General features: G+C 71.6%; 19 protein-coding genes. 10 read left to right on the top strand and 9 right to left on the bottom strand.

The window, feature by feature from the left end:
• Positions 1-25 precede the first annotated feature (25 nt).
• Positions 26-1,021, bottom strand: a complete 996-nt coding sequence (locus tag FHX45_RS08300) for a LacI family DNA-binding transcriptional regulator (RefSeq protein ID WP_167108611.1) — start codon at positions 1,019-1,021, stop codon at positions 26-28.
• Between the two features lie 179 nt (positions 1,022-1,200).
• Between FHX45_RS08300 and FHX45_RS08295 the strand changes: the two genes are divergently transcribed.
• Genes FHX45_RS08295 through FHX45_RS08280 form a run of 4 tightly spaced genes read left to right on the top strand, consistent with a single transcriptional unit; the run spans position 1,201 to position 5,741 of the window.
• A complete protein-coding gene (locus FHX45_RS08295) occupies positions 1,201-2,493 on the top strand; it encodes an extracellular solute-binding protein (protein WP_167098281.1) in 1,293 nt (430 codons plus the stop codon).
• A 19-nt stretch (positions 2,494-2,512) separates the two neighbouring features.
• Positions 2,513-3,493 carry a carbohydrate ABC transporter permease gene (locus tag FHX45_RS08290; protein ID WP_167098278.1) on the top strand — a complete coding sequence of 327 codons (981 nt, stop codon included), beginning with the start codon at positions 2,513-2,515 and terminating at the stop codon, positions 3,491-3,493.
• Entirely contained in the window at positions 3,490-4,332 is an 843-nt protein-coding gene (locus FHX45_RS08285; protein WP_167098275.1) for a carbohydrate ABC transporter permease, read from the top strand. Before FHX45_RS08290 ends, FHX45_RS08285 begins: the two co-directional genes overlap by 4 nt.
• Positions 4,329-5,741 (top strand): GH1 family beta-glucosidase, encoded by a 1,413-nt coding sequence (locus FHX45_RS08280; protein WP_424923795.1) that lies wholly within the window; start codon positions 4,329-4,331, stop codon positions 5,739-5,741. Before FHX45_RS08285 ends, FHX45_RS08280 begins: the two co-directional genes overlap by 4 nt.
• Before the next feature lie 5 nt (positions 5,742-5,746).
• Here the strand turns inward: FHX45_RS08280 and FHX45_RS08275 are convergent, their stop codons facing one another.
• From FHX45_RS08275 to FHX45_RS08255, 6 genes are all read right to left on the bottom strand, one after another.
• Complete coding sequence (locus FHX45_RS08275) at positions 5,747-6,058, bottom strand: YbjN domain-containing protein (RefSeq protein WP_208405847.1); 312 nt, start codon at positions 6,056-6,058, stop codon at positions 5,747-5,749.
• Positions 6,059-6,061: 3 nt separating this feature from the next.
• Complete coding sequence (locus FHX45_RS28365) at positions 6,062-6,187, bottom strand: hypothetical protein (RefSeq protein WP_279588851.1); 126 nt, start codon at positions 6,185-6,187, stop codon at positions 6,062-6,064.
• The gene (locus FHX45_RS08270; protein ID WP_167098272.1) at positions 6,184-6,918 is read right to left on the bottom strand and encodes a PP2C family protein-serine/threonine phosphatase; all 735 of its coding nucleotides are present in this window, start codon (positions 6,916-6,918) and stop codon (positions 6,184-6,186) included. The genes FHX45_RS28365 and FHX45_RS08270 overlap by 4 nt, the downstream gene beginning before the upstream one ends.
• A gap of 91 nt (positions 6,919-7,009) precedes the next feature.
• A complete protein-coding gene (locus FHX45_RS08265; protein ID WP_167098269.1) occupies positions 7,010-8,878 on the bottom strand; it encodes an ArnT family glycosyltransferase in 1,869 nt (622 codons plus the stop codon).
• Entirely contained in the window at positions 8,875-10,392 is a 1,518-nt protein-coding gene (locus FHX45_RS08260; protein WP_167098266.1) for a sensor histidine kinase, read from the bottom strand. Before FHX45_RS08260 ends, FHX45_RS08265 begins: the two co-directional genes overlap by 4 nt.
• 178 nt (positions 10,393-10,570) lie before the next feature.
• Positions 10,571-11,149: a helix-turn-helix domain-containing protein gene (locus FHX45_RS08255; RefSeq protein WP_167098263.1), complete on the bottom strand. Its 579-nt coding sequence runs from the start codon at positions 11,147-11,149 to the stop codon at positions 10,571-10,573.
• A gap of 77 nt (positions 11,150-11,226) precedes the next feature.
• Between FHX45_RS08255 and FHX45_RS08250 the strand changes: the two genes are divergently transcribed.
• The gene (locus FHX45_RS08250) at positions 11,227-12,111 is read left to right on the top strand and encodes an NAD(P)/FAD-dependent oxidoreductase (RefSeq protein ID WP_167098260.1); all 885 of its coding nucleotides are present in this window, start codon (positions 11,227-11,229) and stop codon (positions 12,109-12,111) included.
• 107 nt (positions 12,112-12,218) lie between these two features.
• Here the strand turns inward: FHX45_RS08250 and FHX45_RS08245 are convergent, their stop codons facing one another.
• Positions 12,219-13,760: an FAD-binding oxidoreductase gene (locus tag FHX45_RS08245; RefSeq protein WP_167098257.1), complete on the bottom strand. Its 1,542-nt coding sequence runs from the start codon at positions 13,758-13,760 to the stop codon at positions 12,219-12,221.
• Positions 13,761-13,987: 227 nt separating this feature from the next.
• Here FHX45_RS08245 and tig point away from each other — a divergent pair, with 227 nt between their 5' ends.
• The 5 genes from tig to FHX45_RS08220 all read left to right on the top strand — a co-directional run bounded on the left by tig (position 13,988) and on the right by FHX45_RS08220 (position 18,746).
• On the top strand, positions 13,988-15,376 hold the full coding sequence (gene tig / locus FHX45_RS08240) for a trigger factor (protein ID WP_167098254.1): 1,389 nt from the start codon (positions 13,988-13,990) through the stop codon (positions 15,374-15,376).
• A gap of 139 nt (positions 15,377-15,515) precedes the next feature.
• A complete protein-coding gene (locus FHX45_RS08235) occupies positions 15,516-16,130 on the top strand; it encodes an ATP-dependent Clp protease proteolytic subunit (RefSeq protein WP_167098251.1) in 615 nt (204 codons plus the stop codon).
• Between the two features lie 26 nt (positions 16,131-16,156).
• A complete protein-coding gene (locus tag FHX45_RS08230) occupies positions 16,157-16,786 on the top strand; it encodes an ATP-dependent Clp protease proteolytic subunit (protein ID WP_167098248.1) in 630 nt (209 codons plus the stop codon).
• A 217-nt stretch (positions 16,787-17,003) separates the two neighbouring features.
• Positions 17,004-18,299, top strand: coding sequence for an ATP-dependent Clp protease ATP-binding subunit ClpX (gene clpX, locus FHX45_RS08225; protein WP_167098246.1), 1,296 nt, complete (start codon positions 17,004-17,006; stop codon positions 18,297-18,299).
• Between the two features lie 42 nt (positions 18,300-18,341).
• The gene (locus FHX45_RS08220; protein ID WP_167098243.1) at positions 18,342-18,746 is read left to right on the top strand and encodes a hypothetical protein; all 405 of its coding nucleotides are present in this window, start codon (positions 18,342-18,344) and stop codon (positions 18,744-18,746) included.
• Positions 18,747-18,840: 94 nt separating this feature from the next.
• Here FHX45_RS08220 and FHX45_RS08215 read toward each other — a convergent pair whose 3' ends face one another.
• Positions 18,841-19,773: an alpha/beta hydrolase-fold protein gene (locus FHX45_RS08215; RefSeq protein WP_167098240.1), complete on the bottom strand. Its 933-nt coding sequence runs from the start codon at positions 19,771-19,773 to the stop codon at positions 18,841-18,843.
• Between the last annotated feature and the right edge of the window lie 65 nt (positions 19,774-19,838).

The raw sequence follows: 19,838 nt of genomic DNA, 5'->3' as shown, positions 1-19,838 counted from the left end.
GGGAGCCGTCGCGCCCCCCGCACGCCTACGCGGACTCCCGGCGGGTCAGCGACACCGGGAGCACCTGGCGGCGCGGCCGCAGCGTCTCCCCGGCCAGCAGGGCCGTCAGGGTCGCCACCATCCGGCGAACCTGGGCGGCCGGGTCCTGGTGGACCGTGGTCAGGGGCGGGTTCATCGCCGCGGCCAGCGCCGGGTGGTCGTCGAACCCCACCACGGCCACGTCCCCGGGGACCCGCCGCCCGGCCGCGCCCAGCGAGCGCAGCACCCCGGCCGCCATCACGTCGCTCGCCACGAACACCGCGTCCAGGCCGGGCTGCCGGGCCAGCAGCCGGTCCATCGCCTCCCGGCCGCCGTCGAGGGTGAAGTCCGCCTCCTCGGCCAGGCCGGAGGTGTCCAGGCCGGCGTCGGCGAGCGTCCGGCGCCAGCCGGCCAGCCGGTGCACCGCCGCCGTCTGGTCCTGCGGCCCGGCGACCGTCGCGATCCGGCGGCGGCCCAGGCTCACCAGGTGCTCCACCGCGAGCCGGGCGCCGGACTCGTTGTCGAAGTCGATCACGTGGACCCCGCGCGCCACCCCGCCCGCGGGACCGCCGAACACCACCGGCAGCCGCAGCAGCCGCAGCGCGCGGGGGAGCGGGTCCGACTGGTGCGGGGCGAACACCAGCGCGCCGTCGACGTGGCCGCCCTCCAGGAACCGCAACGTCCGCGTCAGGTCCTCGCGCCCGTCGCAGAACATCAGCACCATCTGGATCCCCGACGCGGCCAGTTCCCGGTACGCGGAGCGCATGACCGCCGTCCGGTACGGGTCGCCGAGCAGGACCTCTTCCGGTTCCGACAGCACCACCGCCACCGCGCCGGTGCGGCGCGTCACCAGTGACCGCGCCGCCTGGTTCGGCGAGTAGCCCAGGTCGCGGACCGCCGCGCGCACCGCCTCGCGCGCGCGGGCGCTCACGTTCGGGTCGTCGTTGAGGACCCGCGAGGCCGTGGATCGGGAGACCCCGGCGAAGGCGGCCACGTCCTCCAGCGTCGGACGGCCGTCGTGGTTGCCGTGTGCGGTCACCGGGTCACCTTCCGCCAAACCTGGGAGCGCTTCCAAGAATAGCGCATCTTGACATGGGCTCGTGACTGGGGACACACTCAAGCTCGTTCTGGGAGCGCTCCCAAAACCCTTCTCCCTCGAACCCCACGAGCAAGGGAATCGACGTGCGACACCTTCACAAGGGCGTGAGCCTCGCGATCGGACTCGCGGTGCTGGGCGCGAGCCTGGCCGCCTGCGGTGGCGGCGGGACCGCCGGATCCGCCGGCAACGGCCCGATCGAGCTGTCCATCGGCACCTTCACCGAGTTCGGCTACGAGGACCTGATCCCGGAGTACGAACGCCTCCACCCCGGCATCAAGATCACCCACCACAAGACCGGCGAGGGCGGGCCCTACCACCAGAACCTGATCACCAAGCTGGCCGCGGGCAACGGGCTGGAGGACGTGGTCGCGGTCGAGGAGGGCCACTTCTCCGACATCATCGACAAGTCGTCCAAGTTCAACGACCTCACCGAGATCGGGCCCGGGAACGTGACCCCGGACCGGTGGCTGACCTGGAAGTACGAGGCCGGCAAGGACCGCGACGGCCGGCTCATCGGCTACGGAACCGACATCGGCCCGCTCGCCCTGTGCTACCGCAAGGACCTGCTGCAGGCGGCCGGGCTGCCCGCGGACCCCGAGGGCGTCAAGACGCTGTTCGCCAGCTGGGACTCCTACTTCGCGGCGGGTGATGAGTACGTGGCGCGCACCGGCGGCAAGGCGTGGTTCGACGCGTCCTCACAGCTGTACAACTCCATGGTCAACCAGCTCGACACGGGATACCTCGACCGCGGCGACAAGCTGACGATCGAGACCAACCCGGGCATCAAGGCGGCCTGGGACCGCATCACCGGCGCCATCCGGCGCGGGCAGTCCGCGAAGCTCATCGCGTTCGGCAACGAGTGGAAGACCGGGTTCCAGCAGGGCACCTTCGCCACCACCGTCTGTCCATCGTGGATGCTCGGGGTGGTCGAGGAGAACGCCGGACCGGGCAACGCCGGCAAGTGGGCGGTGACCGATGCCTTCCCCAACGGCGGCGGCAACTGGGGCGGTTCGTACCTGACCGTGCCCAAGCAGAGCAAGCACCCGAAGGAGGCGGCGGAGCTGGCGGCGTGGCTGACCGCGCCGGAGCAGCAGCTCAAGGCGTTCCAGGCACGCGGCAACTTCCCCAGCCAGGTGCAGGCGCTGACCTCACCGCAACTGCTGCAGCGGACCGAGCCCTACTTCGGCGACGTCAAGGTCGGCCAGCTCTACGCCGATCAGGCCAAGAAGGTGACGCGGGCGCAGTACAAGGGACCCGGGGACGGCCATATCCAGGAGAACGTCACCAGCCCGGCGTTGCAGGCGGTGGAGCAGGGGACGCCGCCGGACCAGGCGTGGCAGCAGGTGGTCGACGGCGCCAAGCGGATCGTGAAATGAGCCGAGGGGGAGCGGGCCGATGACCACCGTGGCCGACCAGCTCCCGCGGCAGGATTCGCCGCGGGAACCGGCGAAACCGTCGCTGCGGCACCGGTTGTCGCGCTGGGACGTGACGTTCTCGCCGTACCTCTACATCGCGCCGTTCTTCGTGGTGTTCGGCCTCACCGGCCTGTTCCCCCTGCTCTACACCGGCTACGTGTCGTTGTTCGACTGGGAGGTCGGCGACGACGACCCGAAGTTCATCGGGCTGGCGAACTTCACGGCCCTGCTCGGCGACCCGCAGTTCTGGAACGCGGTCGTCAACACGGTCTCGATCTTCCTGCTCTCCAGCGTGCCGCAGGTGATCATCGCGGTCCTGCTGGCGGCACTGCTGTCGCTGCGACTGCGGTTCCCGGCCGGCTGGCGGGTCGGGATCCTGCTGCCGTACTCGGCCAGCCTGGTCGCGCTCGGCATCATCTTCGCCAACCTGTTCGGCCCCCGCTACGGCCTGGTGAACGCGATGCTGGAGGCGGTGGGGCTCGACCGCGTGGAATGGCAGGCCAACCGGTTCGCCAGCCACCTGGCCATCGCCACGATGGTGAACTGGCGCTGGACCGGTTACAACGCCCTGATCGTGCTCGCGGCGATGCAGGCGCTGCCGCGGGACGTGTACGAGGCGGCGGTGGTCGACGGCGCCGGCGCGGTCCGCCGGTTCTTCTCGATCACCCTGCCGATGCTGCGGCCCACGCTGATCTTCGTGGTGGTCACCTCGACGATCGGCGGGCTGCAGATCTTCACCGAGCCCAAGCTGTTCGACGCCATGCCGGGGTCGAACAACGGCGGTTCGCAGCACCAGTTCCAGACCCTGACGCTCTACCTGTACCAGTCCGCGTTCGAGGGCTTCGACCTCGGGTACGCGTCGGCCATCGCGTGGCTGCTGTTCCTGCTGATCGTGCTCATCGCGCTGGCCAACTTCCTGATCACCCGGCGGATCGCCACGACGACGGGACCCAAACGATGACCGCACTGGGACTGCGCTCGCGTCGCGGCGGTTCGCGCTTGTTCGTCTACGCCACGCTGGTCGCGTTCGTCCTCGGCTCGCTGTTCCCGTTCTACTGGTCGTTCCTGGTGGCCAGCCGCGACACCGGGATGCTGTCGGACCACCTGCCACCGGTGCTGCCGGGCGGGAACTTCTGGTCCAACGCGAGCCGGGTGTTCGACTCGGTGCCGTTCTGGAAGGCGCTGGGCAACAGCGTCATCGTCTCCGGCACGGTCACGGTGACGACGGTGCTGTTCTCGGCACTGGCCGGGTTCGCGTTCGCCAAGATGCGCTTCCGCGGCTCGAACGGGTTGTTCGCGTTCATCGTGGTGACGCTCGCCGTGCCCACGCAGCTCGGGGTGATCCCGCTGTTCATCATGATGTCCGAGCTGGGCTGGGCCGGGCACGTCCAGGCGGTGATCGTGCCGAACCTGGTCACCGCGTTCGGGGTGTTCTGGATGCGCCAGTACATCGTGGACGCCGTGCCGTACGAGCTGATCGAGGCCGCGCGCGTGGACGGGTGCAGCGTGTTCGGTACCTTCGTGCACGTCTGCCTGCCCGCGATCCGCCCGGCGGCCGCGGTCCTCGCGATGTTCACGTTCATGATGTCGTGGAACGACTTCCTGTGGCCGCTGATCGTGCTCGACGCCGGCAACCCCACCGTGCAGGTGGCGCTGGAGAAGCTGCAGAGCGGCCACTACGTCGACTATTCGCTGGTGCTGGCCGGGACCACGCTGGCGACCATTCCGGTTCTGATCGTCTTCCTGCTGCTCGGCCGCCATATCGTGGCCGGGATCATGCAGGGCGCGGTGAAAGGGTGAGCATGTCGGTTGTGGGCGAAGAGGTCACCGCGGGGCTGCAGTTCCCGCCCGGGTTCGCGTGGGGAGCCAGCACCGCGGCCTTCCAGATCGAGGGAGCGACCACTGTGGACGGTCGCACCGACTCGATCTGGGACGCGTTCTGCCGCCGTCCCGGCGCGGTCGCGGGAGGCGACACCGGGGAACCGGCGGCCGACCACTACCACCGGTTCCGCGCGGACGTCGCGCTGATGGCCGAGCTGGGCCTCGGGGTGTACCGGTTCTCACTGGCCTGGTCCCGGGTCCGGCCGGACGGGGGAGCGCCGAACCCGAAGGGGCTGGACTTCTACGAGCGGCTGGTGGACGCGTTGCTCGAGCGGGGGATCACCCCGTGGGCGACGCTGTACCACTTCGACCTGCCGCAGGCGCTGGAGGAGCGCGGCGGCTGGGCGTCGCGGGACACCGCGTACCGCTTCGCCGAGTTCGCGGCGACCGCCGCCGGCCGGCTCGGCGACCGGGTTCCGTTCTGGTCCACCCTGAACGAGCCGTGGTGCTCGGCGTTTCTCGGGTACGCCCGCGGTCTGCACGCGCCCGGACGGCAGGAGCCGCGGGCCGCCGTTGCCGCGGCGCACCACCTGCTGCTCGCGCACGGCCTCGGGCTCGCCGAGATCCGGCGCGCGGCGGACGTCCAGGCCGGGATCACCCTGAACCTGTACCCGGTGCGGGCGGCTTCCGGCTCGGCCGCGGACGCCGACGCCGCGCGGCGGGTGGACGGGCTGCAGAACCGGCTGTTCCTGGACCCGGTGCTGCGCGGGCGGTACCCGGCGGACCTGCTGGCGGACCTGGAGCCGTTCGGCCTCGGCTCGTCCATCCGCGACGGCGACCTGGCGCTGATCGGTGCGCCCATCGACCAGATGGGCGTCAACTACTACCGCGGCTACGAGGTCACCGGCTCGCTGCGGCCGGGGGTGGAGCCGGGCGGGCTGGAGTGGGTCGGCGCGGACGGGATCGGGTTCGTGCCCGACGCCGCTGCCTCGGTGACCCACTCGGGATGGTCCGTGCAGCCGGACGGGCTGACCGAGACGCTGGTGCGGGTGCACCGGGAGTACCCGGCGGTTCCGTTGTACGTCACCGAGAACGGCGCGGCGTACGACGATGCGGTGCGGCCGGACGGGTGGATCGACGACACCGACCGGGTCGAGTTCCTGGCCGCCCACCTGCGGGCCGCGCACGCGGCGCTCGCCCAGGGCGTGGACCTGCGCGGGTTCTCGTACTGGTCGCTGCTGGACAACTTCGAATGGGCCGAGGGCTACGCGAAGCGGTTCGGGCTGGTGCACGTCGACTACCGCACACAGGTCCGCACCCCGAAGCGGAGCGCCCGCTTCTACGCGCAGGTGATCCGGGACAACGCGGTGCCGCCGGTGCGCGGGTGACGGTGCTACGTGTCGTCGGCCAGCAGGCGGTGCTGTTCGACGAGCCACCCGTCGAACGCGACGGACGCGCGGATCCAGGCCGCGGTGCTGGTGACGAAGTGCTCGAGGGTGACGCCGGCGCCGATCAGCATCACCGCCTCACCGATCAGCGTGACCGCGCCGTCGTCGCCGGTGTAGCTGTAGACCTTCGGCCACAGGCTCCGGCGGTTCCAGTCGTCGACGAGTTCCAGCAGGTGCGGCTTGGCCTCGATCGCGTGGCGGCGGTCGTAGAAGGTGCGGACGGCGAACGAATGTCCCTCGTCCGGACCGCGGAGCATGAACTACATCCGGAAGTGCTCGAACGGGACGCCGAGATCACCGTCCTCGTCGAGGGCGTACTCCAGCTCCAGGTTGTTCAGCAGCTTCTCGACGAGGGCCTGATCGGGAACGACGATCTCCGTGGTCATCCCGCAAATCCTGTCAGGCCGGGGGCGACAGTGGGCAGCGGGGTGGCCGCCCCGGGCAGGCGCGGCGCCAGATCGGCCATCAGGGCGGTCGCGTTGTCCTGGCTCCCCGCGGCCAGTGCGGCGGTCACGAGGTCGTGCGCACCGTTCTCCGGCAGGCGCAGCAGCTCGGCCATCGCGGCGCGGGTCAGGGTCTTGTGCACGCCGTCGCTGGTCAGCAGCAAACCGGCGGGGACGAGCGCCTCCGCGGCACCGAACTCGGCCGGGCGTGCCGTCCGCACGCTGGTGGTGACCAGGTGCTCCATCCTGGGGGTGGTGACCTGGCCGCGCTCGCGGAAGTACTGCGCCAGCGTGTGGTCCCGGGTGAGCTGCCGCAGCGAGTCGCCGTCCCAGGCGTAGGCCCGCACGTCCCCGACCCACCCGGCCCGGTAGCCACCGTCCACCGGCATCGCGACCACCAGCACGCAGTCACCACCCGGCTCGGCCCGGACCGCCCGTTGCGCGGCCGCCAGCGCGGCGGCCGGCCCCTGTGAGGCGGGCACCCGGACGGCGGTCGACACGGCGATCCGCGCGGCCCGGGCCGCGGTCCTGTCGTCGCCGACGCCGTCGGCCAGCGCGAACACGACTTCGCCGGTGCTGGGGTCGGTGTATGCGGCAGTGGCGTCGGCGTTCACCGAGCGGGGTCCGCGGGCGGTGGCGGCGCCCCACCGGGGGCCGGTGGCGAGGCGGTGCATGGCGGCCTCCTTCCTGCTGTCCTGCCTTCCACTGTCCGCGCCGCGCCTGTGGGCGGCCTGAGACCGCGGTGAAGCCCGCCTGTGAACGCCCCTACGACGACTTTGCCGTCAGGTCGTACACCGTCACACCGTCCACTGTGGTCGCCGGGTGGCCGGCGGCGACCCACTGCGCGATCCGTTCCGCGGTGTCGCTGCCGCCGGTGCTGCGGATCGGCGTGGGCTCGCCGATGAAGTAGTGGATGCGCCCGGCGGCCACGTCCTGCTGGAACTGCTCCAGCGTCGGTGCCGGGTCGGTGCCGTTGAAACCGCCGACCGCCATCACCGGGTAGCCGGACGCGAGCTGGTACGCCGCGGCGGGGCTGGACCCGACGGTCGCCGCGACCCAGGTGTAGTTCCCGGTGCCGGCCTGGAGCAGCGCGGTGACCTCCGCGCCGGGCGTGGTGGTGCCGAGCAGGCTGCCGGTCCCGCCCGGCATCCCGCCACGGGCCCCGCCCCGGCCGCCGAACCCGCCGCCGACCGGTCCGGCCGAGGGGAGGGCACCGGTGTGCGGGGTGGCCGCCGTCGCCAGGGCGTAGGCGCCGGACCCGGCGAGCGCGGCGACCAGGGCCAGCACCGCCACCCCGCGGGCACCGGCCCGTGGCAGCCGGTCGGACACCAGCACCAGCACTGCGGCGGCGAGCCCGAGCAGCAACACCACGTACTTCAGCCACGGCAACCACTCCGGGTCACCCGTCAGCACCAGGTACGCGGTCAGCGCGCTGAGTGCGACGCCACCGGAGAGCAGCCCGGCCGCGATCGGGTGTGCCCGCGCCCGCCACAACCGGACCGCCGCGGTGCCCACCAGCGCCGCGACCGCGGGGGCCAGCGCGACCGTGTAGTAGGGGTGGATGATCCCGCTCATGAGGCTGAACACGCCGCCGCTCACGACGAGCCAGCCGCCCCACAGGACGGTCGCGGCGCGGGTGCGGTCGGTCCGCGGCGCGCGCCAGGTCAGCCAGGCCAGCGCGCCGATCGCGATCACGGCGGCCGGCAGCAGCCAGGCGATCCCGCCGGCCATCTCACCGCCGAGCAGCCGCGCCCAGCTGCCGCCGCTCTGGGCGCCGCCGAGGCTGCCGACCTCGTCCCCGGTGATCCGGCCGAACCCGTTGTAGCCGAGGGTCAGTTCGAGGATGCTGTTGGTCTGCGACCCGCCCACGTACGGCCGGGCGGACGCCGGCCACAGCTCGACCACCGCGAGGTACCACCCGGCGGAGACGACGAGGGCGCCCAGGGCACCGAGCAGGTGCAGCAGGCGCCGGCCGGGTGAGGTGGGCGCGGCGACCAGGTAGGCGAGCGCGAACGCCGGCAGCACCAGGAACGCCTGCAGCATCTTGGCCAGGAACCCGAATCCGGCGGCACCGGCCAGGGCCAGCCACCGCGGGCTCGCCGTCTCGATCGCGCGCACCGTGCAGTACGCGCCGGCTATGAGCAGCAGGACCAGCAACGCGTCCGGGTTGTTGAACCGGAACATCAGCGCGGCCACCGGTGTCAGCGCGAGCACGCCGCCCGCGATCAGCCCGGCGCCCGCGCCGGACACGCGCCGGACGGTCGCGAACAGCGCACCCACCGAGCCGACACCCATCAGCGCCTGCGGCACCAGGACGCTCCACGAGCCGAGCCCGAACAACCGCACCGACAGGCCCATCACCCACAGCGCCGCGGGCGTCTTGTCGACCGTGATCGAGCCGGCGGCGTCGCTGGCGCCGAAGAACCACGCCCTCCAGCTGGCGCCACCGGCCTGCGCGGCGGCCGAGTAGAACGCGTTGGCCCAGCCGGACGCACCCAGCCCCCACAGGTAGAGCACCGCGGTGGCGATCAGCAGCCCGGCCGGCGCCGCGCGCACCCACACCGGCCGGGACGGGCGCGGATCGGCGGGTTCGGGGGTCGAAGGCGCGGAGTCACGCTCGGCGAGGGCCGTCATGAGCTCACCTTGACCGGGCGAGCTTGGCCGTCGTTGTGGTGGTGCTGTGCGGACCCTGTGCGCGGCAGGCGCACCTCGAACTCGGTGCGGCCGGGCCTGCTGCGCACCTCGACCGTGCCGTGGTGGGCGTGCACGACGGCGGCGACGATCGCCATGCCGAGACCGGTGCTCCCGCCCGGGTTGGACCGGGACGCCTCCCCACGCGCGAAGCGTTCGAACACGTGCGGCAGCAGGTCGGCCGGGATGCCGGGACCGTCGTCGGTGACGGTCAGCACGGCCACGGCGTCACCGGCGAGCGCCACCAGCCGGGTGGTCACGGTCGTGCCGGGCGGGGTGTGGGTGCGGCCGCCCGCGAGCAGGTTGGCCAGCACCTGGCGCAGCCGCTGGGCGTCGCCGGTGACCACGACCGGGTCCGGCGGCAGGTCGAGCCGCCACCGGTGCCGCGGCCCGGCGATCTGGGCGTCGCCCACCGCGTCCGCCGCCAGCCGGGTCAGGTCGACCTCGGCGGTCTCCAGCGGCCGGCCGGCGTCCAGGCGGGCGAGCAGCAGCAGGTCGTCGACCAGTGCTGTCATCCGGTCCGCCGCGGACTCGACCTGGCGCATCGCGTGCGCGATCTCCGGCGGCACCCGGCCGTTGCTCCGCCGCGTCAGCTCGGCGTAGCCGCGGATCGCGGCCAGTGGCGTCCGTAGCTCGTGGCTGGCGTCGGCGACGAACTGGCGCACCCGCCGCTCGCTGTTGGCGCGCGCGTCCAGCGCGTGGTCGATGTGCACGAGCATCTGGTTGAGCGCGTGCCCGACCTGGCCGACCTCGGTGGCCGGGTCGGTGCCGGTCAGCGGGACCCGCACCGGCAGGGCGACGTCCCGGCGGTCCAGCGGCAGCTCGGTGACCTGCGCCGCCGCGGCGGCCACGCGGTCGAGCGGGCGCAGGGTGCGGCGCACCACCACCGCGCCCAGCAACCCCGCGCCGAGCACGGCGACCGCGGCCACCGCGCCGAGGCTGACGCCGACGGTCACCAGCGTCTCCTCGGCCTGGTGCATCGGCAGGCCGACGATCAGCACCGTGCCGCCGTCGACGGTGGCGCTCACCCGGTAGTCGCCGCCGGACAGCGAGATCGTGTGCGGGTGCCCGTCCACCGGGACGGTCGGCAGCACCGCCGCGTCGGCGGCCGGCAGCGCCCGGGCCTCGTTCTCCGGGGAGCCCGGTACCTGGCCGAGCGTGGCGGCTTCGCGGACCTGGCCGCCGGACAGCCGCGCGTAGAGCGTGCCGGTGGCGGTACCCGGGAGGCGCAGCGGGTCACCGTCCCGGGGATCGTCGAGGTGCCGGGTCCGCTCGACCGCGTCGCGCACCTGCGCGTCGACCTGCTGGGTGAGGAACCTGCTCAGCGCGAACTCGCTGATCACCCCGACCACCAGGCACACCACGGCCGGCAGCGCGACGAGCGCCGCGATCAGCCTCGTGCGCAGCGGCCGGGCGCGCCGTGGTCCCCGCCGGTGGGCAGGGTGGCGCGGGGTCATGTCACGACGATCCGTCCGGATCGTGTGCGGTCGTTGTGCGGCCGCTGTGCACGAGCTGTGTCCACCGTGGCACGGCACCCGGTCCGCCGCGTCCGGTTCCGGGCCGGCACGGTCCACATCGGACCTCCGCGACCCGCGCGACGCGGGCGGCCGCGCCGCTGACCGGAGGTGCGCCGGCTCAGCGCCGCGCGGTGCGGAGGTGGATGCGTTCACCCTGTTTGCCGAACAGGCTGAGCACCTCGACCGCGCCCCGGCCCGCCGCGCCGAACCAGTGCGGGATCTGGCAGTCGAACTCGGCGGCCTCGCCCGCGCCCATCACGAAGTCGTGCTCGCCGAGCCGGACGCGCAGCCGCCCGCGCAGCACGTAGACCCACTCGTAACCGGCGTGGGCCCGCAGGTGCGGCTCCTCGTCGTGCGCGGGGATGATCAGCTTGTACGCACGCGGCTCGCCCTGGTGCCGGGACAGCGGGACCACCACCCGCCCGTCCTTGCGCGTCGGTTCCTGCGGTACTCGCGGGTCGACGATGCGCGGCGCGGCCACGATCTCGTCGAGCGGGATGCCCAGCGCGGCGGTGATCGGCAGCAGCAGTTCCAGTCCCGGCTTCCGCTGACCGGACTCCAGCCGCGACAACGTGCTGGTCGAAATGCCGGTGCGGCGCGCCAGCTCGGCCAGGCTGACGCTCTTCCGTTCCCGCGCGCGCCGCAGCCGGGGGCCGATCTGCTCGATCACGGCACCCACCGTTGGTTCTGCGTCCACCCGCACAGGAAAGCAATTCGTCCCGGTTTCGGCAACGTTGTTTGTCAGAACCGTGCCGGCGCGCGGATGGTGCGGGTATGGAGACAACACTGTGGGACAGCGTGATCGTGGGCGGTGGGGCCGCCGGCCTGTCGGCGGGTGTGGCACTCGCGCGGGCGCGGTTCGCCACCCTTGTGGTGGACTCGGGCGACCCGCGCAACGGGCCGGCCGCGCACATGCACGGCTACCTCACCCGGGACGGCATGGCGCCCAAGGAGTTCCTCGCGACCGGGCAGGAGGAGTTCGCCCGCTACGGCGGCTTCCTCGAGCACGCCTCGGTGGTGCGGGCGCACCGGGCCGCGGACGGCACGTTCGAGCTCCGCCTGGGCGACGACCGGGTGCTGCGTGCCCGGTCGGTGCTGGTCGCGACCGGCCTGACCGACGAGCTGCCGGACATCCCGGGGCTGGCGCAGCGGTGGGGGCGCGACGTGCACCACTGCCCGCACTGCCACGGCTACGAGGTGCGCGACCAGGCCATCGTGGTGATCGGCAACGCGCACGTCGCCGGGCTGCTGCGCCGGCAGAGCTCCTCGGTGACGCTCTGCGGCGCCGAACTCGGTGACGCCGAGCGGCAGCGGCTCACCGCGTACGGCGTGCGCGTGGTCGACGCCCGCGTCACCCGCGCGACGGGGGACGTCGAACTCGACAACGGCGAGACCATCCCGTGTGACGCGATCTTCGTGGCGCCCACCCCGGTGCCGCGCGACGCGATCCTGACCGCACTGGGCGCGACCCGGGACCCGGGTACCGGGCTCGTCGCCGTGGACGCCCGCGGCGCCACGTCCGTCCCCGGGCTCTGGGCGGCCGGGAACGTCGTCAGCCCGCGCGCCCAGGTCGTCGCCGCGGCGGGTGCGGGCTGCACCGCCGGCATCGGCCTGTGTGCGTGGCTGCTGGAGCACGAGCTGGCCGGAGCCGGCCACTAGGGACGGTGACCCCCGCCGGGGTCACCAGGCCGATCGCGGTGGCCGGGAGCCGGTGTTCCAGCCGCGCACCGGCACCACCCGGTGCTGATCGGGTCCGTGCCGCGCGGCTAGGCCGGCCGGTGGAAGTGTTCGACGTGGACGGCGGCGGCGGGCACCCCGTGCGCCGCCAGCGCCTCGCGCACCGGACCGGAGACCGTGGGCGGCGCGCACACCAGCCACTCGTCCACCTTCGCCGGGTGCAACCGGGCCTCCAGCAGGTCGCGGATGCGCCCGGCGTCCAGACCGCCCCGCACGTACCGTTCGTAGGAGATCGCCAGCGCCTGCCCGATGCTCTCGAACGGTCGGGCGCCGCGCGAGTGCCGCAGCCACGGGTCGCGCTCGTCGGTGCGGTAGTGCGTCACCCGCAGCCGCCCCTCGAAGCGGCGCGCGTACTCGGACAGCTCCGCGGCGAACAGGGTGTCGTCCCCCGATCGGTTCACGTACAGCAACGTCACCCGGCTGCGTGGCGAGGTTCCGAGCAGGTGCACCACGACCGGCAGCACCGGCGCGATGCCGGACCCGGCGGCGACGGCCACCAGGTGCCGTGGCGCGGCCCGCAGGGTGAAGGTCCCCGACGGCGGCCGGGCCAGGATCTTCTCGCCGGGCCGCAACCCCATCGCCCGCTCGGAGAACCGGCCGCCGGGCACCCGCTTGATCGCCACCCGCAGCTCCGGTTCGGCGGGACAGGCGCAGATCGCGTAACCGCGGTCCACCGGTTCACCGTCGATCTCGGCCCGCAGCACCAGGTGCTGTCCGGGCGTGAACCGGAACACCTCGCGCAGCCCGGGCGGCACCGCGAGCGTCACCGCGATCGCCTCGCCGGTGAGCCACTGCACCCCGGTGACGGTCAGCGGGTGGAATGTCGGCGGCGCGGGCGGGTCCGGCTCGGGCGCGCGCGGCGACGGGATCGTGGGGGCGTGGTGGAACAACGGCCGTCCGGGCCGCTCCGCGTGCACCCGGTGGTAGCCGCTCGGCCGCCGGCGGGGCCGCCAGTCGTGGCACCACGAAGCCAGCGCGAGCGCGAGCCGCTGCGGCACCAGGTACACCACGGCCAGTTCCTGCCCGTGCCCGGTCCCGATCACCGCGGCGAGCACGCACGGCAGGAACACTAGCATGCCGAGCATCTCGGCGCTCTCCGCGGTCGGCCGCCGGGCTGTGCTGAGGTAGCGCCACACGTGCCAGAGGTCGACGCTGGCCCAGCGCAGCGGCAGCGTCCACGCCGGCCCGCGCGTGTTCCACGGCGTGAGGTGCGCCGGTGAGCCGGAGCGGTGCTGGGCCAGGTGCACGTAGCGGGCCGCGGGGAAGCCGCCGAAGGGCGACACGAACGGCAGCGCCACCCGCCCCAGCGCCCCGTTCACCCAGGTCAGACCGCCCGCCGCGTGGTGCGCGGCCTCGTGCAGGACGGTGAACAGGGCGAGCACCGCCACCGTGTGCAGGGGGATCGTCACCGCGGCCGGTGCGTGCACGACCAGCGCGAGCCAGAGCGCGCACCCCCACACGCCGAGCCCGCCCACCAGCAGTGCGATGGTCGGCACGACGATCGCCGGCAGCCGCGTCGGGGTCTCCGCCAGTTCCGGGGAACGACCCTGGACCTGGGCATCGGCTGTCACGGACCGGCGCTCCTGGGGACGGCGGGACTGCGGGACTGCGGATCACGACGGTAGACAATGCGTGGGAGAATGTAAACGGAGAGTCCCCGCCGCGGCCGCGCCGCGTGGCAAGCAGGGCCGGGCCGGTGCTGTCAAGTCGCTGGCCTAGACTCGGCCTTTGGGCACCGCCGTGCCCGCTTGTCGGCTACCACCCGAAAACCAGGTTTTCACGGCTCGAGGAGAACACGTTGAAGAGCACCGTCGAGCAGCTCAGCCCGACGCGAGTCAAGATCAATGTCGAGGTGCCGTTCGACGAACTCAAACCGAACTTCGACCGCGCCTACTCCAAGATCGCCCAGCAGGTGCGCATCCCGGGCTTCCGCCCCGGCAAGGTGCCCGCTCGCGTCCTGGAGAGCCGGATCGGCCGCGCGCCGGTGCTCGATGAGGTCGTCAACGAGGCCATCCCGGCGAAGTACCTGGAGGCCGTCCGCGCCGGCGAGGTGCGCACCCTCGGCCAGCCCGACTTCGAGGTGACCAAGCTCGAGGACCGTGAGGTGCTGGAGTTCACCGCGGAGGTCGACATCCGCCCGGAGATCACCCTGCCGGACTTCGACGGGCTGTCGGTCAGCGTCGACGACGTCGAGGTGACCGACGAGGAGGTGGACGCCGAGCTGGACAACCTGCGCGCCCGCTTCGGCACCCTCAAGAGCGCCGAGCGTCCCGCCCAGGACGGCGACTTCGTGTCGATCGACCTGTCCGCGACGGTCGACGGCAAGGAGGTCGAGGAGGCCGCCACCACCGGCCTGTCCTACGAGATCGGCTCGGGCCAGCTGGTGGACGGCATCGACGAGGCCATCATCGGTGCCAGCGAGGGCGAGACGAAGACCTTCACCACCAAGCTGGTGGCCGGTGAGCACGCGGGCCGCGACGCCGAGGTGTCGGTGACGGTGCAGAGCGTCAAGGAGCGCGAGCTCCCCGAGGCCGACGACGAGTTCGCCCAGCTGGCGAGCGAGTTCGACACCATCGACGAGCTCAAGGCCGACCTGCGCGAGCGCCTGGCCAAGATGAAGAAGGTCCAGCAGGGCGTGCAGGCCCGGGACAAGATCCTGGACGAGCTGCTGGAGTCGGTCGAGGTCCCGCTGCCGGAGAAGGTCCTCGAGGCCGAGGTCGAGAACCGCAAGCACGACGCGATCCACGACCTGGACCACAGCGAGGAGAACCTCGCGAAGGTGCTGGAGACCCAGGGCAAGACCCTCGAGGAGTTCCACGCCGAGCTGCGGACCGAGGCCGAGAAGGCGGTGCGCACCCAGCTGCTGCTGGACAGCGTCGCCGACGCCGAGCAGGTCCAGGTGGGTGACGCCGAGCTGACCGAGCGGATCATCTACCAGGCCCAGCGCTTCGGCATCAGCCCGGACGAGTACGTGCAGCGCGCCCAGCAGTCCGGCCAGCTGTCCGCGATCTTCGCCGACGTGCGCCGCGGCAAGGCGCTGGCCTCGGTCGTGCGCAAGGCGACGGTCACCGACGCCTCCGGCGCCGAGCTCGACCTGAGCGACCTCTTCGGCGAGGAGGAGGAGGCCACCGCGGCCGCCACTGAGACCGAGGTCACCGAGGAACCCGCGGCTGCTTCCGAGAAATAAAGCTGTCAGCGAACTTGGGCGGTACCGGGCATGCCGGGCCGCCCGAGTTCGTTAGGGTCGATTACAAGATCTCAGCATCTTCGACAGTGCACAGTGGATCTCCTGGCGGAGAGCCACAGCGGTGAAAAGGCAGGCAGACGTGACGCAGCACAAGGCAGAGGCACGCAGCTCGACCGCGGGCCTCAATCTGACCGACTCGGTGTACGAGCGGCTGCTCCAGGAGCGCATCGTCGTCCTCGGCTCCGAGGTCAACGACGAGGTGGCGAACCGGATCACCGCGCAGCTCCTGCTGCTGTCCGCGGAGGACTCCGAGTCCGACATCCGCTTCTACATCAACTCGCCCGGCGGCTCGGTGACGGCCGGTTTCGCCATCTACGACACGATGCAGCTCATCGAGCCGGACGTGGCGACCTACGCGATGGGCCTGGCCGCCTCGATGGGGCAGTTCCTGCTGTCCTCGGGTGCTCCCGGCAAGCGCTACTCGCTCCCGCACGCGCGCATCCTGATGCACCAGCCGTCGGCCGGTGTCGGCGGTACCGCGTCCGACATCGCGATCCAGGCCGAGGTCTTCGGCAAGTGGAAGCAGGAGCTGGCGCGGATCACCGCCGAGCAGACCGGCCAGACGGTCGAGCAGATCATCGCCGACGGCGACCGGGACCGCTGGTTCACCGCCGAGGAGGCGCGGGAGTACGGCTTCGTCGACCACGTCCTCACCCGGGAGAACCAGCTCCCGTCCAGCAACGGCAGCCGCTGACCGGGCCTGACGAGGAGAAAGCTCTCATGAACAACTTCCAGCTTCCGCAGTCCCGGTACATCCTGCCGTCGTACGTGGAGCGCACCAGCTACGGCGTCAAGGAGTCCAACCCGTACAACAAGCTGTACGAGGAGCGGGTCATCTTCCTCGGCGTGCAGGTGGACGACGCGTCGGCCAACGACGTGATGGCCCAGCTGCTGCACCTCGAGCACGAGGACCCGGACCGCGACATCACGATCTACATCAACTCGCCGGGCGGCTCGTTCACCTCGCTGATGGCGATCTACGACACGATGCAGTTCGTGCGGCCGGACATCCAGACCGTCGCACTGGGCCAGGCCGCCTCGGCGGCCGCGGTCCTGCTGGCGGCCGGCACGAAGGGCAAGCGGCTCGCGCTGCCCAACGCCCGCGTGCTGATCCACCAGCCGGCCACCGAGGGCACCTACGGGCAGGTCTCGGACCTGGAGATCCAGGCCAACGAGATCCAGCGGGTCCGCCGTCTGATGGAGACCACGCTGGCCAAGCACACGAACAAGAGCGCCGAAGAGGTCCGCGCGGACATCGAGCGCGACAAGATCCTGACTGCCGAGCAGGCCAAGGAGTACGGCATTATCGACGAGGTGCTGCCGTACCGCAAGGCGTCGCAGATCGGCTGAATCCTGCCCGCGGGGCCGGTGCGTGTCCTACCCGGTGCGCCCCGGCCCCCGGTTTAGGGTCTCGGGGCGCCCGGCGCCCGCAGGTCCTCCCGCGGGGCGCTCCGGGCGGGTACCGTCTAAGGGCAGCGGCCACGTTTTTCCCGCTGGCTCGGCGGCGAGGGCAGGAACACGATCAGGTGTGCCGGCAGGCGCACCGGAGGGGAACAGGTCAACGGTCATGGCACGGATCGGCGACGGCGGGGACCTGCTGAAGTGTTCTTTCTGCGGGAAGAGCCAGAAACAGGTGAAGAAGCTCATCGCCGGACCTGGCGTCTACATCTGCGATGAGTGCATCGACCTGTGCAACGAGATCATCGAGGAGGAGCTGGCCGAGGCCGGCGACGTCAAGCTCGACGAGCTGCCGAAGCCGCTCGACATCCACGAGTTCCTCGACCAGTACATCATCGGCCAGAGCGACGCGAAGCGGACGCTCGCCGTGGCGGTGTACAACCACTACAAGCGCATCCAGTCCGAGGACAAGTCCGGTCCGAAGGACGCCAAGGACGAGCCGGTCGAGCTCGCCAAGTCGAACATCCTGCTGCTCGGGCCCACCGGGTGCGGCAAGACCTACCTGGCGCAGACCCTGGCGAAGATGCTGAACGTGCCGTTCGCGATCGCGGACGCCACGGCGCTCACCGAGGCCGGGTACGTCGGCGAGGACGTCGAGAACATCCTCCTCAAGCTGATCCAGGCGGCCGACTACGACGTCAAGCGCGCTGAGACGGGCATCATCTACATCGACGAGGTCGACAAGATCGCCCGCAAGTCGGAGAACCCGTCGATCACACGGGACGTGTCCGGTGAGGGTGTGCAGCAGGCGCTGCTGAAGATCCTGGAGGGCACGACGGCCTCGGTGCCGCCGCAGGGCGGGCGCAAGCACCCGCACCAGGAGTTCATCCAGATCGACACCACGAACGTGTTGTTCATCGTGGCGGGCGCGTTCGCGGGCCTGGAGAAGATCATCAACGAGCGGGTCGGCAAGCGCGGGCTGGGTTTCGGTGCCGAGATCCGCACGAAGTCCGAGATCGAGGAGAGCGACGTGTTCTCCGAGACCATGCCCGAGGACTTGATCAAGTTCGGTCTGATCCCGGAGTTCATCGGCCGTCTGCCGGTGGTCGCGAACGTGACGCACCTGGACAAGCACTCGCTGGTGCAGATCCTGACCGAGCCGCGCAACGCCCTGGTGAAGCAGTACAAGAAGTTGTTCGAGATGGACAACGTCGAACTCGAGTTCACCAAGACCGCGCTCGAGGCCATCGCCGACCAGGCCGTGCTGCGCGGCACCGGTGCACGTGGCTTGCGCGCGATTATGGAAGAGGTGCTGCAGCCGGTGATGTACGACATCCCGAGCCGCACGGATGTCGCCAAGGTCGTGATCACCGAGCAGACGGTGCGGGAGAACGTCAATCCCACGATCGTGTCGCGTCAGCCGTCCCGGCGTCGCAGCAGCGAACGCGGCGAGAAAACTGCCTGATCTGTGTGCAACAGCCCGCTCCGCGCTCGCTAAGCTAGCCGAATGAGCGTGGAGGGGGCTGGTCCCCGTTCGGGTGCCGGTGACGGCGCCGCTCCGGTCCTGACGGCCGGGGACAACGTCGTTCCGGAGGGGCGGGACGATGTGCGCGGCATCAGTGATCTCACTTTCCGGATCATCGCGCCGTATCTCAGCAGTGTGGCGCTGTACCGCGTCATGCTGGGGCTGCTGAGCCTGATGACACTCGCGTGCGTGGTCGCCGCCCCCGTGCGGTTGTCGGTGCTGCCCGCGATCCCGCTCCCGGTGCTCGGCTTCGGGTTCTACGCGTTGCGCCGCGTGCGCCGGGCGGGCACCGAGTTCCGCCCCCTGCTGACCTGGACCAGCCTGCTCTTCACGGCGACGCTCTTCGGCCTGTGGCTGATCTCGGTGCTGGGCCGCTCGCTCGGCTGACGAGCACCAGCCGGCGACGCGGGCCGGAGCCCGAAATCACCAGAGTCCGCACCGGACTGGTGGGCTCCGGGATGACCAGCCAGCTCACTGCCTGTCATGCCATGGGGTGGTGCCTGCCCAGGAAGCTGATCATGCTGGGAACCACGGTGCGGTTGAAGGAGTCGCCGTGTTTGCCCTTCGCGGTGTAGCCGATCTCCGGCTTCGTGGCGGCGATGAAGCGCCGGGCGCCGGCGACGAACGAGTCCTCCGTGCCGCACCAGACGGCGGTCGGCGTGCCGGCCGTCGCGTCGAGGTGTTTCAGCGGGTCCATCGACGCCCAGTCGGTCTCGTCGTGGAAGGCGTTCCGCTTGCTCATCTCCGGCCACGACAGGATGAGCGCCGGCGCCAGCAATGCCAGCGCCCCGGCCGGTTCCCGGCGCTCCGCGCGCCGGCGCGCGTACAGCAGCGTGCCGAAACCGCCCATCGACATGCCGGTGCAGGCGAACGGCAGACCGTCGGCGCCACCCAGGCCGCGTTCCCGAAGCCACTGCGGGACCTCTTCGAGCAGCATCCCCATCGGATCGTCGCCAGGGACGTTCTCGTGCCAGTAGCTGTCACCGCCGTCCACGGCGACGAACCCGTACGGCGGAATCCGCTTGCGCGCGACCTGGCTGGCCAGCTCGGCGAGCGTCCCGGTCGGCGCCGCCGTCCGTGCCCGCCCGTGCAGGCCGTGGAGCAGCAGCGACATCGGCAGGTTCGGCGGTGGCGACTTCGACGGCAGCAGCATCACCAGGTCGACCATCCGGTTGCGGTAGCGCGACCACACCCGTTCGACCTTCGCCACGCCGATCTGCGTCGCGGGCGAGGACGACGTCACACCCAGCACCCGCTGCACGGCCTCGCTCACCGGTAGCACCCCGGTGGCGGTACCGGTGGCGAACGCGGCGATACCCAGGCCCGAGGCCCCTGCGATCAGCACCGAACGGCGGCTGGGCCGCCTGCGCGGCTCGGTCGCTTCGTCCTCGGTCACCTGGGCCTCCCGGGCCATTCAACATCAGTCTCGACTCTCTTGTCGTGCGAAATGCCCTCGGTGATACACCCGGCACCGCTAGT

The sequence above is a fragment of the Amycolatopsis granulosa genome (assembly GCF_011758745.1).
In the GTDB taxonomy this organism is placed as follows: Bacteria; Actinomycetota; Actinomycetes; order Mycobacteriales; family Pseudonocardiaceae; genus Amycolatopsis_E; species Amycolatopsis_E granulosa.
The sequence above is the reverse complement of the archived record's forward strand: the minus strand, read 5'-3'. Positions and strand labels throughout refer to the sequence as shown.

Excerpts from the sequence above, each read along its gene's own strand:
- FHX45_RS08220 (WP_167098243.1), top strand. The coding sequence starts at position 18,342 with ATGAGCGTGGAGGGGGCTGGTCCCCGTTCGGGTGCCGGTGACGGCGCC.
- FHX45_RS28365 (WP_279588851.1), bottom strand. The coding sequence starts at position 6,187 with ATGACCACGGAGATCGTCGTTCCCGATCAGGCCCTCGTCGAGAAGCTG.
- FHX45_RS08270 (WP_167098272.1), bottom strand. The coding sequence starts at position 6,918 with ATGCACCGCCTCGCCACCGGCCCCCGGTGGGGCGCCGCCACCGCCCGC.
- FHX45_RS08230 (WP_167098248.1), top strand. The coding sequence starts at position 16,157 with ATGAACAACTTCCAGCTTCCGCAGTCCCGGTACATCCTGCCGTCGTAC.
- FHX45_RS08290 (WP_167098278.1), top strand. The coding sequence starts at position 2,513 with ATGACCACCGTGGCCGACCAGCTCCCGCGGCAGGATTCGCCGCGGGAA.
- FHX45_RS08250 (WP_167098260.1), top strand. The coding sequence starts at position 11,227 with ATGGAGACAACACTGTGGGACAGCGTGATCGTGGGCGGTGGGGCCGCC.
- clpX (WP_167098246.1), top strand. The coding sequence starts at position 17,004 with ATGGCACGGATCGGCGACGGCGGGGACCTGCTGAAGTGTTCTTTCTGC.
- FHX45_RS08275 (WP_208405847.1), bottom strand. The coding sequence starts at position 6,058 with ATGCTCCGCGGTCCGGACGAGGGACATTCGTTCGCCGTCCGCACCTTC.
- FHX45_RS08215 (WP_167098240.1), bottom strand. The coding sequence starts at position 19,773 with ATGGCCCGGGAGGCCCAGGTGACCGAGGACGAAGCGACCGAGCCGCGC.
- FHX45_RS08285 (WP_167098275.1), top strand. The coding sequence starts at position 3,490 with ATGACCGCACTGGGACTGCGCTCGCGTCGCGGCGGTTCGCGCTTGTTC.
- FHX45_RS08260 (WP_167098266.1), bottom strand. The coding sequence starts at position 10,392 with ATGACCCCGCGCCACCCTGCCCACCGGCGGGGACCACGGCGCGCCCGG.
- FHX45_RS08265 (WP_167098269.1), bottom strand. The coding sequence starts at position 8,878 with ATGACGGCCCTCGCCGAGCGTGACTCCGCGCCTTCGACCCCCGAACCC.